General features: G+C 57.0%; 13 protein-coding genes. 4 read left to right on the top strand and 9 right to left on the bottom strand.

Annotated elements, in window-relative coordinates; genetic code table 11:
* Positions 1–82: 82 nt before the first annotated feature.
* The 8 genes from Q1K29_RS17540 to Q1K29_RS17575 all read right to left on the bottom strand — a co-directional run bounded on the left by Q1K29_RS17540 (position 83) and on the right by Q1K29_RS17575 (position 7,813).
* Entirely contained in the window at positions 83–928 is an 846-nt protein-coding gene (locus Q1K29_RS17540) for an acyl-CoA thioesterase domain-containing protein (RefSeq protein WP_119379823.1), read from the bottom strand.
* On the bottom strand, positions 925–1,974 hold the full coding sequence (locus Q1K29_RS17545) for a phosphotransferase family protein (RefSeq protein ID WP_300396588.1): 1,050 nt from the start codon (positions 1,972–1,974) through the stop codon (positions 925–927). The genes Q1K29_RS17540 and Q1K29_RS17545 overlap by 4 nt, the downstream gene beginning before the upstream one ends.
* Positions 1,967–3,010 carry a hypothetical protein gene (locus tag Q1K29_RS17550; RefSeq protein WP_300396590.1) on the bottom strand — a complete coding sequence of 348 codons (1,044 nt, stop codon included), beginning with the start codon at positions 3,008–3,010 and terminating at the stop codon, positions 1,967–1,969. The genes Q1K29_RS17545 and Q1K29_RS17550 overlap by 8 nt, the downstream gene beginning before the upstream one ends.
* Before the next feature lie 76 nt (positions 3,011–3,086).
* Positions 3,087–3,458 carry a DUF6285 domain-containing protein gene (locus Q1K29_RS17555; RefSeq protein ID WP_119379826.1) on the bottom strand — a complete coding sequence of 124 codons (372 nt, stop codon included), beginning with the start codon at positions 3,456–3,458 and terminating at the stop codon, positions 3,087–3,089.
* Complete coding sequence (locus Q1K29_RS17560; RefSeq protein ID WP_147372369.1) at positions 3,451–4,359, bottom strand: phosphotransferase family protein; 909 nt, start codon at positions 4,357–4,359, stop codon at positions 3,451–3,453. Before Q1K29_RS17560 ends, Q1K29_RS17555 begins: the two co-directional genes overlap by 8 nt.
* A gap of 71 nt (positions 4,360–4,430) precedes the next feature.
* Entirely contained in the window at positions 4,431–6,005 is a 1,575-nt protein-coding gene (locus Q1K29_RS17565; RefSeq protein ID WP_182482236.1) for a long-chain-fatty-acid--CoA ligase, read from the bottom strand.
* Between the two features lie 235 nt (positions 6,006–6,240).
* A complete protein-coding gene (locus Q1K29_RS17570; protein ID WP_119379829.1) occupies positions 6,241–6,900 on the bottom strand; it encodes a TetR/AcrR family transcriptional regulator in 660 nt (219 codons plus the stop codon).
* A gap of 4 nt (positions 6,901–6,904) precedes the next feature.
* On the bottom strand, positions 6,905–7,813 hold the full coding sequence (locus Q1K29_RS17575) for a LuxR C-terminal-related transcriptional regulator (protein ID WP_300396594.1): 909 nt from the start codon (positions 7,811–7,813) through the stop codon (positions 6,905–6,907).
* A gap of 254 nt (positions 7,814–8,067) precedes the next feature.
* On the opposite strand from Q1K29_RS17575, the gene Q1K29_RS17580 reads away from it, so the two are divergent.
* From Q1K29_RS17580 to Q1K29_RS17595, 4 genes are read left to right on the top strand one after another with little or no spacing between them, the layout of a single operon-like run.
* Positions 8,068–9,276 (top strand): acetyl-CoA C-acetyltransferase, encoded by a 1,209-nt coding sequence (locus Q1K29_RS17580; protein WP_119379831.1) that lies wholly within the window; start codon positions 8,068–8,070, stop codon positions 9,274–9,276.
* Between the two features lie 13 nt (positions 9,277–9,289).
* Entirely contained in the window at positions 9,290–11,449 is a 2,160-nt protein-coding gene (locus tag Q1K29_RS17585; RefSeq protein WP_119379832.1) for a 3-hydroxyacyl-CoA dehydrogenase NAD-binding domain-containing protein, read from the top strand.
* A 2-nt stretch (positions 11,450–11,451) separates the two neighbouring features.
* A complete protein-coding gene (locus Q1K29_RS17590) occupies positions 11,452–12,255 on the top strand; it encodes an enoyl-CoA hydratase-related protein (RefSeq protein WP_119379833.1) in 804 nt (267 codons plus the stop codon).
* Positions 12,191–13,522: an MFS transporter gene (locus Q1K29_RS17595; protein WP_119379834.1), complete on the top strand. Its 1,332-nt coding sequence runs from the start codon at positions 12,191–12,193 to the stop codon at positions 13,520–13,522. Before Q1K29_RS17590 ends, Q1K29_RS17595 begins: the two co-directional genes overlap by 65 nt.
* Before the next feature lie 121 nt (positions 13,523–13,643).
* On the opposite strand, the gene Q1K29_RS17600 is transcribed toward Q1K29_RS17595, so the two are convergent.
* Positions 13,644–15,200, bottom strand: a complete 1,557-nt coding sequence (locus Q1K29_RS17600; protein WP_300396597.1) for an AMP-binding protein — start codon at positions 15,198–15,200, stop codon at positions 13,644–13,646.
* Positions 15,201–15,267 lie beyond the last annotated feature (67 nt).

Here is a 15,267-nt window from a genome sequence, read left to right on the forward strand (position 1 = left end):
AATTGTTCAATGGCGAATTCGTCAACTCGTAATTAAGACGGTTCTGAGCGCTGCTCGGCGACCTTGTCACGCAAGGTGAAAGTCAGTCTTGTGCGACATGGAAAAGAACTGTCGCCTGGGAGATCGGCTTGATCTGTCCATCTTGTCTCGCTGTAGCGCGGATACGTATTGTTGACCGGCCGTCTGAGATCACTTCGGCTTCAAACTTGAGCGGTTTGGTCGCCAGCGCGACGCGGAGATAGTCAATCGAGGAACTTGCCATTTTGACCAGCGGGCTGCGGTGATCTTCTGCCAGTGTCAAGGCAGCTGTGGTCAGCCCGGCAGCGACGATACCGCCATGATAGGCAGGAACCGCGCGTGCGCCGATCGTGCGCTCCAAAGGAGAGATACTGAAAGGGCGGCTGAGGTGTCGTCGGGGAGGCAAACCCGCAAAGCTGGCGAAAGACTCTATTCCTCGCAGGTCAACCGGGTTTTCCAGAGGGCGAGGCAGATCCATAGCGCCGCCGCCTGGCCATGCCCCGACCATAAAGCGCGTACTTATATGTCCGATGGGACAACTGGCATCCCCTTGGTCGAGCAAGGCTGTGACGAAGGCTAGTCTGGAGGTAATCTCGGCGCGGCCCACCCTGAGGAAGACTTCCCCGGCCATTGTGGGGCGCAACTTGTCATAAGTCAGGCTGACGGTCGCCAGTGGAGAATGCTTTTCGAGAGCCGCTTGTATTGTAAGACCGGCACAATGATCTGCGATGGCGACAATCGCCCGCTCGTCGATATGTCCGGCATTGTCCTCAGCCAAAGAAGCAATCGTTGCGGGGATCCGTACCACTGCACCGTTTATGTCCAGTTTCTCGACAGTTATGCCCAGGTAGCGCATCAGATCAGAATCGGCGTGTCCCGGGGCGACCCTCCGCAAAAGATCAGATGTCATTGCATACCTGCCAGTCGTGTTTCATCCCAGGCGAGGTTAACATAAATATCCAAGGCCGAAGCAACTTCGTGTGCCTTGGCAGATGATGCGGTGCCGCGCAGGGCACGTCCCTTAATGCCATGAATGATCGCAGCGAACCTGAAAAGGTTGAATGCGATATGGAACTGGAGGTCGGGAATGGATGTCCTGCCGGTGCGTTCGCAATAGGCGAGAATATAATCCGTTTCGGACGGAAGATTGAGCGCGCTCAGATTCAATCCCTTGAGACCACCTCCCTGAATACCAGACGGAACGCGATACATCATCAGGTGAAAGGCAAAGTCAGTCACCGGGTCGCCGATGGTCGAGAGCTCCCAATCCAACACGGCGGCAACCTCCGGCCTATCATGCTTGAACATCAGATTATTGATGCGGAAGTCGCCATGAACAATGGATACGCCCGTGCTGTCAGGCGTGTTCGCGGCCAACCAGTCAGCCATCCTGTCCATGCGCTCTATACGTCCGGCCCGTTCATCGGCTCGATACTGTCTGCTCCAGCGATGGATTTGCCGAGACAAGTAATTTTCCGCCCGACCGAAATCGTTCAGGCCCACCGCTGCCGGATCGACATTGTGCAAGTCCGCGAGTGTGCGGTTCATGGCGTCAAAATATTTCGGCCTGTTTTCGGGTCTGACGTCCGGCAGGTCAGGTTGCCACAGAATGTCGCCGTCCACGAAATCCATAACGTAGAAGTTGCGACCGATAATGGCCGGGTCTTCGCAGAGTATTCGAACTTTGGGCACTGGAACGATCTGACCATCGAGAGCGTGCATTGCGCGATATTCCCGATCAACGGCGTGCGCACCGCCTACAATTTCCCCCGGGGGCTGGGATCTCAAGACATATTTTCGGCGAGGTGTCCGCAGGAGATAGGTTGGGTTGGACTGGCCGCCCTCAAATTTTTTTATCGTGAGTGGACCTTGAAACCCGTGAAGTGCACGTTCAAGCCATACCTGCAAATGGGTCGCGTCGATCGAGTCATCTTTTTCCTTGGGGTCGTCAGACATCTAAAGAATACGTGGTCAGGGAAATTGGACGGTCACCGACCATAAGGTCGAGGAATTCGGACATGCCGGTTGTCTGACGACCCTCGCACTTGAACTGCGTCATCGCCTTGATGATGCGCACGCGAGTTTCCGTGCCATCTTCTGCAATACGCCGGTGCTGTAGTGGAATTGCGGTCACGACCTCCCCTGAGACTGTTGTCGTCCCCTCCGCGGTCTCGAGGTCGAGCATTATGGACCGTTGAACGAACTCGTCATCATAGGTGACGTTGAGCCTCGCATCGGTCAAAGGGATCAGGCGCTCACCGCGCCAGATATGCCCGACGACCTCAGGCTGCTGGTCGGGGCGACCCATGAGCGCCAGAAGCACACCGAAATCCGGTCCGAATGTGATCGGCAGCCATTTGTGCCAATAGAGGTTACCCCAGTGCCGCGGTCCCCAGGACTTGTCGCGAAACCCGTGACCGTCGAACGGATATATTTCACCGTCGATACGCATCTCACCGGTTACTGAGAGATGTTGCTCCATATGTCCGCGGTATGCAGCCAGTTCAGGATCGAGCTGCCAGGGTGAGCCGTCTCGATTGACGATTTCGCCGCCATGCATCGGGGAAACGCCGCTCAGCGTGAAGCGCATGGAGGCGTCCGCACGCGGGCTTTGCTTGAAGGCTTCCCGGGCGTTTTGCAGATCCATCGGGTCGTCCAGCAGGATGACCGGGCCCTCATACGAGACTTCCAGTGTCTTGAACGGTTCAGCGACCTGAACTCGTAACCCGCCCGCATTGAGCTCACTATTGTCCTGAATTTCAGGTCTGACGAACCAGAATGCGACCCGGCCATCAGGCAGGTACATGCACACCGAGACTTCGGCATGGCCTTCGTTGGGACGATTGCCAATGCGCAGCCACGCGCCAAGAGACGTTCGGCTATCGAACATGTCGATATAGACGCTTTCATTATAGTTCGATGCTGCTTCTGGCTCGTGAAGGAAGTCATCCTTCGGATCGAGCTTCACTACCATTCCTTCTGGCACGATCATGGCAGTCTCCTGATTCTCGATATATTGAACGGGTGATTGCGTGGGTTCTGTCCCCGGGTCGGGAACAAACAGCCAATCAGATGCCCCGTTCGCGCCCATAGGCTTCGTAAGTCGGTTGCTCTATTGCAAGGCGATCAAGGGTCGTGGCGCTCAGGTGAGCCATCAGATCCTGCGAATTTTCGTTTAGTTCGCCGCGATTGATGCGGCGGCAGAGCTCGGCGTTCAGCTCGTCAATGTTGCCCTCGACGCCGAGCAATTGACGAAGCCTGGCATGTTCGCCCAACGCCGCTTCGTCTCCAGATACTGTCTCGCGCGCCAGACTATCGAGAAGATTGCTGGCGACCAGAGTAAGAAAGGCGTGCCGTCCATCCAGTTCGGGACGCAGTTCCTCTTTCAGATAGTGCGAGACGACGCCGATCAGCTCAGAGATTTTGGAACGGTTATTCATGGGGCCTCATCAGTCGAATGAGATCAATCTCGGTTTCCGTTGTTCGCCGACCGATTGCGGCCTTTTCAAGCGCCTGGGTATCGCGTCCTTCAATAGCCAGATCGACAGTCGTCACGCCCCAGTCCAGAATGCCATAGGCTTCCCAGAACCGCGTACGGGCCGCATCAAATTTGCCGCCAGCGTCTTCATACGCTGTGATGAAATCCGCAAGTGAACCAAAGCCGCCCACAGGCAAATCAATTTCGCCAAAGCGCCACGATCCAACACAAAGCCAGCCAACATCGAACATTGGATCACCGATGAAGGCGCGCTCCCAGTCGAGAACGGCCGCGATTCCGTTTTCATCGACAATCAGATTGCCATTGCGGAAATCGCCGTGAACAAGATAGGGATCCGGCTCGCTCGCCGGGAGGTGGCGTTGAAGCCATGAAAATGCGAGATCAAAGACCGGGCGTGGTCGCTGCTGACGTCGATACTGGTCATGCAAATTCTCGAGCTTTTCTCTCGCGCTGATGCGCGGAAGCACTGGCAAGCTTGATATCGGCACGTCGTGCAGTGTGGCGAGATGACGCCCACACTGGCCAACCAGTTTCGCCCTTGCTCTTTCGAGGCTAGGCTTTTTCAGCACGCGCCGGGGCACTGTCTCACCATCCACACAAGACATCAGGAAGCCGTCGCCTAGATTGTCGCTGTCATTGAGGACGGCGATGACTTCGGGTCCGGGCACGCCATGGCTGCGGGCAGTCTCACTGATACTTGCCTGCGCTGCCAGGCTGATCGTCCCCAGTCGCGGCTCGCTATTTAGCGGCGCCCGGCGCAAGATCAGCCGGTCTAATGGCGGCGGGGCAGTTGTCTCTATTCGCCAGGTCTCCTGCATCGCTCCGCCGGTGAGCCGCTGCATGCCGCAAACGTTCTCTATGTCCAATCCGCGCCGGCGAAGTGCGGAAAGCACCTGATTACCAATTTCCGCGTTCACGATGACTGGGTTTCCGGCTGCATGCTCGTTTCCCGCAGAACACGTTTGAGGACCTTGCCCGTCGCATTGCGAGGCAATGCATCTGTAAAGGCAACGCTGCGCGGGCACTTGTAGCGCGCCAGCCGCGCCTGCAGGAATTCGATCAATGTGTCGGCATTCTGCGGTGCATCCGGTGTCGAGACAACGACGGCCCTGACCGCTTCGCCCCATTTCGGGTCTGGAATGCCGATCACGGCGCAGTCGGCCACTTCAGGATGTGTCATGAGCACGTTTTCGATTTCGGCAGGATAAATGTTTTCGCCGCCTGAAATGACCATGTCGCGCAGACGGTCGCGAATTGTCAGATAGCCATTGGAGTCAATCGATCCGACGTCTCCTGTATGGTACCAACCCTGTTGAAGCACTTCCGCCGTCTGCTCCGGGCGGCCCCAATAGCCCTTCATTATCGTTGCGGACTTGATCAGGACTTCGCCGGGCTCATCGGTGTCCGCTTCGCTGCCATCGGGCCGCACGACGCGCAGCTCTATGCCATGCATTGGTCGGCCACATGTGTTGACGCGTGCCGGGTCGCGATGGTCAGGCCCTGTCAGAACAGTGCCTGCCGTAAAGGTCTCGGACATGCCGAAGAGCTGGACGAAATCAGCTCTAAATGCCTTCAGGGCCTGCTGCAGGACGTCCGGTGAAATGGCGGACCCGCCATAAATAATTGTGTCCAGTGCCGGAAAACGATCCGCACTGAAATCGGGATGTTCAATAACCATCCTCAGCAGAGCTGGCACAAAACCTATCTTGGTTGCTCTGTGTTCTGACGCAGCCTGCATCAGAACATCAATGTTGGTGTCCTTCAAAATGAAGCTGGCGGCTCCCGCAAACAGGGCATAGCTGGCTGTGAGCAACGCTCCGGCATGAAAGAGGGGTAGTGCGACAAGCAAGCGGTCTTCATCGCTCCAATCCCCTACGAGGCCATGGCGCACCTGCTCGGCGGCCGCCAGAACACTGGCATGAGTTAACTGGACGCCTTTTGGTGTACCGGTCGTGCCGGACGAATAGATCTGCAAGAGTACATCAGACGATGCGGGTGTGCCTGCAAGGCTGTCCGAGGATCGATTGTCGCGCCAGGTTGGATAGTGCGTACAATCGCTGCGCTCAGCTCCGTCGAGTACGAAGAGCCGGATTTCATAGTCGAGGTCGCTAAGTAGCTGCCGTGCGAGGTCGCAATACTCGCTGGATACGAACAGGACCCTGATTTCAGCGTCTTTCAGGATGAATGCGATCTCGTCTGCCGATAACCGCCAATTTATTGGGGTCAGTACACATTGCGCTTGGCTGCATCCTGCGAGAAGTTCGAAATAGGCGTCAGAGTTCTTGGCCAGCAAGCCGACATGCTCACCAGGCTTGATGCCCTCTCGGTTGAGCTGAGCGCCGATGCACCGTCCAATCAGGTCCAGTTCGCTCCAGGAGAGGCTGCGGCCTGCAAATTCGACGGCGCGCGCTGTCGGGCGGTTGCTGGCATGCGAATGAATGAGATCGCTCAGGCTTTGATAGCGGGGGTGGAAGTTAGCTTCGGTCATCTGGAAATCTCCGCACATGAGCGAGACCACCGCATGCCAGCGCCAAACACCTGCAATAAGTCGGGGTGTCGCGCATTCTTCAGCAAGTTTTGCTGAACGGTTTCGCTAAAGGGCATCGTGCAACTCCTGAACTTTCCTGGTACCTGATTAGGCATTGAGAGCCTGCTGTGATGTCCCGGCAAATGGGACACGGATGCTCTGATGAGCAATTGCGTGTCCATGGCGCGACGTGGATTCAGCTAGTCTGCAAGGCCGCCTGATGGAGGAGCCCTTCGAATTCCTCGACCGGCAGATTTAGGCCACATGCAGCCATCTGAAGTGACAGAGCATGCATATCCTTCAGGTCTTCATCCTTGTAATGCAACGTCCAGTTCAGGGACGCGATCAGCATTCGCCGGGTAGGTTCAGGGTCTGCCCGCAGCAGCTTTTCGACCTTCAGAGCAGAAAGGACGCCCAGCCATCTTTCGCGATACCAATTATTTATCTGCTTCAGCTCGGCACGCGCCTCTGTGGGGAGCCGGCGCCATTCCTGCACGGCAACCTTATGGGTGTGGCGTTGGTCATGAAGTGCTTTCAGATGACCAAGGATCAAGGCATGATACTTCTCAACTGGCTGTGTCTTGCCGACCAATTCCACGTCAGCCGTCTGGTGCCCCAGTTGTAATCCTTCGCGGATAATCCGGGTCAGCAATTCTTCCTTGGTTGCGAAATGGTAGAAAATACTCCCCGAAGTCATTCCGGAATTTGCCGCAATGTCGCGAACCGTCGTTGCGTCGAAACCATTCTCGTAGAAACTCAGCGCCGCTTGGAGGACGATCGTGTCACGGCGACTTTTTCGCCCCTGACGCGTTGCGGTGCTCTTAGCGGAGGTAGAGCGTTTTGCTTTGATAGGCATCTGACTACTGAACGCTCATCAGCGTCTTCGTCTTTCGCTGGGCCCAAAGGTCCAGATACCAGAGCAGTAATTCTCGCTGGCTCCCGATTTTGAGCCGGTTGTATGCGCGCTTGCGATAGGTCATGGCACTTTCTTCACCGATACCAAGATCAAGAGCGATGCCAAGCGACGTCATCCCGTAGAGAATACGGGCACACACCTCCGCTTCGCGGCGCGCCAGCTGTGGTGCGCCAAGCGCCAGGCAGTTCTGGATTGCAGGTAGTGATGTCAGCGCAGACCGTTCCTCCTCTGCAGATTGTCTCAGTTCAGTATGCTTAATGGTCATGGCGACAATGTTGTCGGCCATGCGCTCAAGCGCGGCGAGGTCATCGGTCTTGAAGGCGCCACGGTTGAAGGTGTTTATAAGGCTGATCACGACAGTTTGCGCTGAATTGCGGGCAGACAGCACGACGCGCTCTCGCACGCCATGCGGTCGATAGACCTGTTCACGCATCTGTTCATCGTCGATCTCGTCAATTTCCATGTGCGCCATGAAAGGGCGGCAATCAGGTGCACTCGTCCAGACGGGTGACAACCCGGGATCGAAACGCCAGAAATTCTTCGACGAATACAGGCATGACTGGTTCTTGGCTCGATGACCAGAATTGGGACCGCCGCTCCCAATGACGGTGCATTGGTCATCGGAAATTGCGTAAATGGCAAAATGTTCCGCAGAGCATAGCGACGTCATGTAGCGCATGAAGGCCGGATCGAACGTCTCGTTGCCTATGCGATCAACAACCTTGCCTAATCCTTCATAAGCGCGCGAGCGACCGAAAATAGGTCCATCGACATGTGTTATTTGCATTTTTTCCTCCCGTTCGCGTTCTTTAGACCTCCCCGCGACCAAGGTCGGCGGGCGGCCACCGGGCACTTTGCCCAGCGAGCGATTAGTTTTAATAACACCAAGCGCTTGCTCAGTAAATCAATTCACTATTGCTGACGGGGCTTTGGAGGCTTGGGCGGTGCGGAAAAGTGCAGGAAGGACCATGATGTGAGCGGCTGACCCGCAGGGGGCGCCCGCTACGAGCGGTCTGCAGCAATGTACCGCTTGCGGGGACAGCACACCATGGCGCGGCCGCCTAAGGCTGGGAGTCAAACTAGCAACGCTGTAACCCGGGACCGCTTATGCCTCACGCCGCCTATATTTTTGACGCCGTCCGAACGCCTCGTGGCAAAGGTAAACCAGATGGATCACTGCATGAGGTAAAGCCTGTACGCCTGGTCGCTGATCTGCTCACCGCGTTGCAAACACGCTATGACCTCGACACTGCCATGGTGAGTGATGTCGTGCTTGGGTGCGGACAGGCGCTTGGCGAACAAGGCGGTGCGATCGGTAAGGCGGCTGCCTTGATGGCGGGCTGGGACGACAGTGTGGCGGGTTGTCAGGTCGACCGCTTCTGCGGCTCCGGCCTTGAAACCGTGAACTCGGCCGCGACGCGGATCATGAGTGGCATGGAAGATCTGATCGTTGCGGGCGGCGTTGAGTCCATGTCCAGGATTCCGATGGGCTCGGGCGGCGGTGCATTGTTTTTCGACAGCGAACTGATGACCAAGGCCGGTTCTGTATCTCAAGGCGTGTCTGCGGACCTCATTGCAACGATCGGCGGCTACACCCGCGAGGATGTTGATGCATTTGCGCTTGGCTCTCAGCTTAAGGCGGCAGAGGCGCAGGCCAACGGCTACTTCGACAAGAGTCTCGTGCCCGTGCGTGATGCGGTTGGGCAAACAATTCTCAGCCATGACGAATTCGTCAAGCCAAAGACGACAATGGAGGGGCTGGGCGCGCTCAAGCCGTCCTTTGCGAAAATGGGCGCCATGGGAATGGACGCTGTCTGTCTGGCGAAATATCCGGAAGTGGCGAGCATCGACCATGTTCATACCGCGGGCAACTCGTCAGGTGTCGTCGATGGCGCAAGCGCTGTCCTGATCGGTTCGGAAGCTGCCGCAAAGAACCTGAATCTGACGCCGCGCGGCCGTATTGTCTCGATGGCGCTCGTCAGCACTGAGCCAACCATTATGCTGACCGGGCCGGCACCTGCTGTCACCAAGCTGCTTGGTCGCACCGGGCTTTCCGTCGATGACATCGACCTGTTCGAAGTCAACGAAGCCTTTGCTTCGGTTGTGCTGCGCTTTCGGGACGAGCTGAACGTCCCTGAGGAAAAGATCAACGTGAACGGCGGTGCCATTGCGCTGGGCCATCCGATTGGCGCGACTGGCGGAATGCTGGTGGGGACGGTGCTCGACGAATTGGAGCGGCGCAAACTCAAGCGCGGCGTGTGCGTGCTTTGCATCGGCGGCGGCATGGGGATCGCCACGCTCATCGAACGTATTTGAGGAATTTTCTATCATGAAAAACGCAAGCTACGAAATCCGCCCCAGCGGCGCCGCGCTCGTCACCATCGACATGGAAGGCGGGGCCGTCAATGTGATGAACGATGCTTTTCTGACCATGTTCGACGAGGTCCTTGACCGATTGGAGGCCGAGCGCGCGACCTTATCCGGCGTAATCGTGACATCCGGCAAGAGCACGTTTGTTGCCGGCGGGGATATCGCGAAAATTCTCCAATTGCGCGAGCAGGGGCCCGATGCAGGGTTTGCGTTTGTCCAAAGCCTCAAGGCGCAATTGCGTAGACTTGAGACTCTCGGTGTGCCCGTCGTAGCAGCGCTCAATGGCAGTGCCCTCGGCGGCGGGCTTGAACTCGCGCTGGCAGCTCATCGGCGTATTTCTGTGGAGGATCCGAAGACACAATTCGGGTTTCCCGAAGTTGGCCTCGGACTGTTGCCTGGCGGCGGGGGTATCGTGCGCAGTGTACGCATGCTGGGCCTGATGAAGGCATTGCCGCTGTTGACCGAGGGGCGCAAGCTTGGACCGGCCCAGGCGTTGGAGGCGGGACTGATTGATGAGATCGTTACCGATAAGCATGCGCTGATCGAGCGCGCAGAAGCGTGGATTGCCGACAAACCTGAGAGCGTAAAACCCTGGGACAAGAAAGGGTTTGTCATACCCGGCGGCGACATGTTCGCGCCAGCAAATGCTGGCGCCGTCGCAATGTTCCCAAGCATGATCTTCAAGAAGACAAAGGGATTGTTGCCTGCGGCGGAGCGCATTCTCACAGTTGCGGCCGAAAGCACCCAGGTGGGATTCGATTCTGCATGCGATCTGGAAAGCCGCGCCTTTGCCGAACTTCTGATGACGCCTGCGGCTGAAAACCTGATCCGCACCATGTTCCTGCAGATGAACGAGATCAATGCCGGTGCAAGCCGTCCTTCTGACTTCGAAAGGTGCAAGGTTCGGACCATCGGTGTTCTTGGCGCAGGGATGATGGGGCGTGGAATCGCTTATTCTGCGGCAATTTCGGGCCTTAAGGTCTTCCTCAAGGATATTAGCCTGGAGGCGGCGGAGAAAGGTAAAGATTATTCTCGCGGTTTGCTTGATAAGGCAGTGGAGCGCGGCAAGCGCACGACCGAAGACCGGGACGCTACCCTCGCACTGATTACGCCAACTGCAGAGATGGCTGATCTTGCCGATTGCGATCTCGTGGTCGAGGCTGTGTTTGAGGATGTTGCTCTCAAACACTCGATTACGCGAGAGGTCGAAAGCGTATTGGGGCCGGATGCCGTGGTCGCCACCAACACGTCTACGCTACCAATCTCCATGTTGGCTGAAGCGTCCGGTCAGCCGGACAAGTTCATCGGCCTGCACTTTTTTTCGCCTGTCGACAAAATGCATATCGTGGAGATCATTTGCGGAAATAAAACCAGTCCGGACACGCTGGCCTTGGCATTCGATTTTGTTCAAAGCATTCGCAAGACACCGATCATCGTGAATGACAGCCGCGGGTTTTTTACGTCGCGTGTGTTCAGCGTCTTCGCCGATGAGGGCGACCGCCTGCTCAGGGATGGCGTCAACCCTGTCATTATCGAAAATCTCGCGCGACAAATCGGGATGCCCGTGGGGCCACTGGCCATCCAGGACGAAGTCATGATGGACATGCTGTTGCGATCCTTCGAGACAAACCGCGCGCTGGATGAGCAGTTGGGCGACAACTATGCTTCCACGTACGAAGTCTGCGGCGAGTTTTGCGACATGATGTCGTCGATCGGGCGACCGGGAAGGAGCGCTGGCGCTGGCTTCTACGACTATGATGAGAACGGCTCCAAAACATTGTGGCCCGGCCTCAAGGAGCGCTTTGGCGGCGACACGAAGCTTCCACTCGATGATATCCGCGACCGTTTGCTGTTCCGGATGGTTGTTGAAGCCGCTAGATGCCTTGACGAAGGAGTTGTGGCGAACGTGCGGGACGGAAATGTTGGCTCAATTCTGGCATTTGGCTTCCCCGTGCACACGGGCGGGGTTTTCCAGTTCATCGACTCCCGCGGCGTAGACGCCTTCATTATGCGGGCGAGTGAACTGGCTGAGGCTTATGGGCCACGATTCCAGATGCCCAAGGACTTTCAATCAACCCTCGATCGAGCCTCCGCCTCCAAGCTCAAGGAACCGGCTTGAACATGTCCGATGGAGACGCCCGCCCAATAACCGGTTCAATCGAATCCACACTGCACGACGGCGTGCTGCGTCTGACATTATCAGATCCCGACCGGCTGAATGCCATGACACCGGCACTTGCCGATGAGTTATCCGCAAATCTCCAGTCGATCGGTAGCGATGTCCGCGTCGTGGTTCTTTCCGGGAAGGGCAAGCACTTCTGTTCCGGTGCAAATCTTGCCGACTTGCTGAAAGATCCCGAAGCACTGGCCGATGGCGGGGCAATCCTTGAGCAACATTACAATCCATTGATTATGGCGATCCAGGCGCTTCCGGTTCCGCTGATAACGTCGATAAGAGGAGCCGCGGCCGGTGTCGGGGCATCACTGGCCTTGATTGGCGATCTCATTATTGCGAGCGGCACAGCCTATTTCCTGCAGGCTTTCCGGCGAATAGGGCTTACACCCGATGGCGGCGCGCCCTTCATACTCACACAGGCAGTTGGAAGAGTGCGTGCCCTGGAGATGATGCTACTTGCGGAAAAGCTTCCGGCCCAGAAAGCTCTTGAATGGGGACTCGTCACACGAGTCGTTCCAGACGACGAACTTGATGCCACGGTCGACGCGATAGCCGGGGAGCTGGCTGAGGGCGCAAGTTTCGCGCTCGGCAAGATTCGACAAATGGCTTGGGCCGCAACCCGTTCAGGACTGGAAGAGGCACTGGCGCTCGAAGTGAAAACCCAGAGAGCGGCAGCAGCTACGCATGATTTTCAGGAAGGCCTTTCGGCGTTCATGGAAAAGCGTCGCCCCAGATTCACAGGCAATTGACGTGAGTGTCGATCCAATCGGTGGTGTCCCGACACCCACGAGCAAAAAGCCGGGTATCGCACCGCGTCGCTTGCCAAACATCAATATCGCTCTGCTACTTTGCTTCGTCGCGGCCATCCTTGAAGGCGTCGACATTATTGCATTCGGTTTGGCGGCTGCCGAAATGAGAGCGGCCCTCGACCTGACGCCCGGGCAAATCGCTATCACGGCTAGCGCCAATATGGCCGCATTTGTCGTGGGTTCTCTCGCGGCTGGCTATGGTTCGGATCGTTTCGGTCGCAAGTGGATGTTTGTGGCGGCCATGGCCCTGATAGGCGTTTTCTCTTTGGCTACGGCTGCGGCCAGCAGCTTCGAGACCATGTTCGTGTATCGTACGCTGACAGGTGTGGGATTGGGCGGAGCGATGCCGATGTTCATCGCGCTGGCGGCTGAATCCGGTGCGCCCGAAGGCCGTGTGGCACGGGTCAGTATTATGCTGAGCGGCTCTCCGCTCGGAGGCGTCCTTGCAAGCCTTTTCGTAGCGACGCAACTTGGGGAACACTGGCAGGCAATTTTCATCCTGGGCGGCGTCGGTCCGCTTCTGCTGATCCCTTTTCTATGGCTATGGATCAAACCTCCAGCCGACCCGGAGAGTGGAGCCGATGATGAAGGCGTTGATGATGTGCGCCAGTCATCCCGCCCCTCCGTGTTCTGGGCTCTTTTCGGGCAGGGGCGTGCAGTTCTTTCCTGCCTGTTATGGCTTGGCCTGCTATCGATCCAGGTCCTGACCTATGCGCTGTTTAACTGGCTTCCCATCCTGTTGCGCGATCTCGCTTTGGAACGGTCGGAGGCGTCGCTCGCGATGAGCATTTTCATGATGGCCGCAGTGATCGGTAATGTCGTTATTGCGCGATTTGTGAAGGGGCAGGGGCGCTGGATCGCGGTTGGTGTTGTTGCCGTTGGCGTGGTGGCCAGTCTTCTGGCATTCGGCATTCCAGGCCAGACTTTCCAGAGCCTGCTGGTCATTTGCGGTTTTACGGGCATGTTTGTCCTAAGCGCGACCGTCCTGCTTTATGGACTGGCCACCGATGTCTATCCGCTGCGGGTCAGAGGAATTGGCGTTGGTGCGGCGACTGCGATGGGGCGGATCGGCGCCATCGGAGGCCCATTGATTGCCGGCACCATGCTGGGTCTGGGCATTACCACTGGAGTCCTCTTGCCGGCGTTAGCACCGTTTGGAGTCATTGGCGGCGCGGCAGCTATTCTTCTTGCCCGCAGGGTGAGCTGACAGCCTTAGCTCGCAACTGAATTTTGAAATAGAAGAAGAGCGAAGAGCAACAGGCGCCCGACTGCGAACTGGCAGGCGGGTCGGCCTCTTTGCCCGCTCCTGAATTATCTGGTCTGCTTGATCATTCGCGCAATTCCCGCCGCAGGATCTTGCCGGCGGGATTTTTTGGCAACTCGTCAATAATTTCTACAAGACGGGGGACCTTGTACGCCGCCAGCTTCTCGCGACAGAGATCTATGATTTCGCTTTTATCGACTTTCGCGCCCGGCTTTAGGCTGATGACCGCTTTTACCGTTTCTCCCCGATAGGAATCGGCCACGCCGATAACCGCAACTTCAAGAGCGGCCGGATGGCCGTAGATCACGTCTTCGACTTCACGTGGCCAGATCTTGTATCCTCCGGCGATAATGACGTCCTTTTTTCGATCGATCAGATAAAGCCAGCCATCAGCGTCGAAGAAGCCAACGTCTCCGGTGTAAAAGCCGTCCGGGCGCATTGCGCGGGCACTGTCTTCAGGATTGCGCCAGTAGCCCGGTGAAACGCAAGGACCCCGCAGCACGACTTCGCCGACACCGCCCGTATCAAGCGAAATGCCATTCTCGTCGACAATCATGGCTTCAAATGATGGAAGAAGTTTGCCGACTGACAGTGATCCGCTGTTGGGATCAATGCGCCGTCGTTCTGAGTGTGGTTCCATGAACGCGGCGCCACTGGTCTCCGTGAGGCCGTATCCAGTTCGCAACGCGACACCAAAACGCTCCTCATAAGAATCGGCTACTGCAGCGGGGACCGGGGCGCCTCCGCTCATGGGAATCTTGAGTTTCGAGATCGCTTCGCGCGTTGCGCCCTTTGCATTCATGATCGCAATGAAAGCGGTGATTGGACCGGCAGCAGCTTCAGGGGCATGTTTTTCGATCATCTCCACCACGACATCAGGATGGAAGCGATAATTGACGATTACAGCTGCGGCTGCATGGATTGCCGTAGCCACGCTCATCACCACTCCCGACACGTGAAAGAGCGGGGCCAAAGCCAGCACATTGCCCTTCTCCGGGAGCGCATGCGCGTCGCGCGAGAGCGCTCCGCCCAAGGCAATCCCGCCCTGTGTAATAATGGCGCCTTTTGGCAAACCCGTGGTACCCGAGGTATATATGAGCGCCGCGATGTCGTCAGGCGACACATCTCGTGGTTTCCAGGTTTCTTGCTGGTGCCGTTGGATGTACGCGTTGAAATATTCGTAGTTGGAGGAGGAAAGAGGCGTCGGCAGCGGTATCCGACTGTCAATCTGTCCGTAAGCGACAGCATCTGCGGAAAGAACGATTTCTGGCCGATGCGTACCATCTGGCAGCCGATCAAAGACGTCATTCAGCAATTGCGGTTCAGCCATGAAGACGACGGGTTGGGCATCATTTAAAAGCAGGGCGACTTCTCGTGGACGGTACATGGGATTCATGGCGACAAATACACCACCAAGCTTCCAGGTTGCGAGCATGGCAATGATCGCCTGTGGCAGGCTTTGTGCCTGGATCCCCAACCGGTCGCCACGAGAAAAGCCATGTCTCGCCAGCGCAGCCGCGAAAACGCTGCTCTGCCGATCAACTTCGCGATAGGTCAGCGTGGCGTCGAAGTACCGGATGAAGGCGCCATTGGGATTACGTTCGGTGGCTGCTTCAAACATGGCAACTGCAGTAGGATACGTGGAAAGCATTTGTGACATCTGAGTTGACTCCAAGCTGAATAGAAAA

Source organism: Henriciella sp. (assembly GCF_029937755.1).
Classification (GTDB): Bacteria; Pseudomonadota; Alphaproteobacteria; order Caulobacterales; family Hyphomonadaceae; genus Henriciella.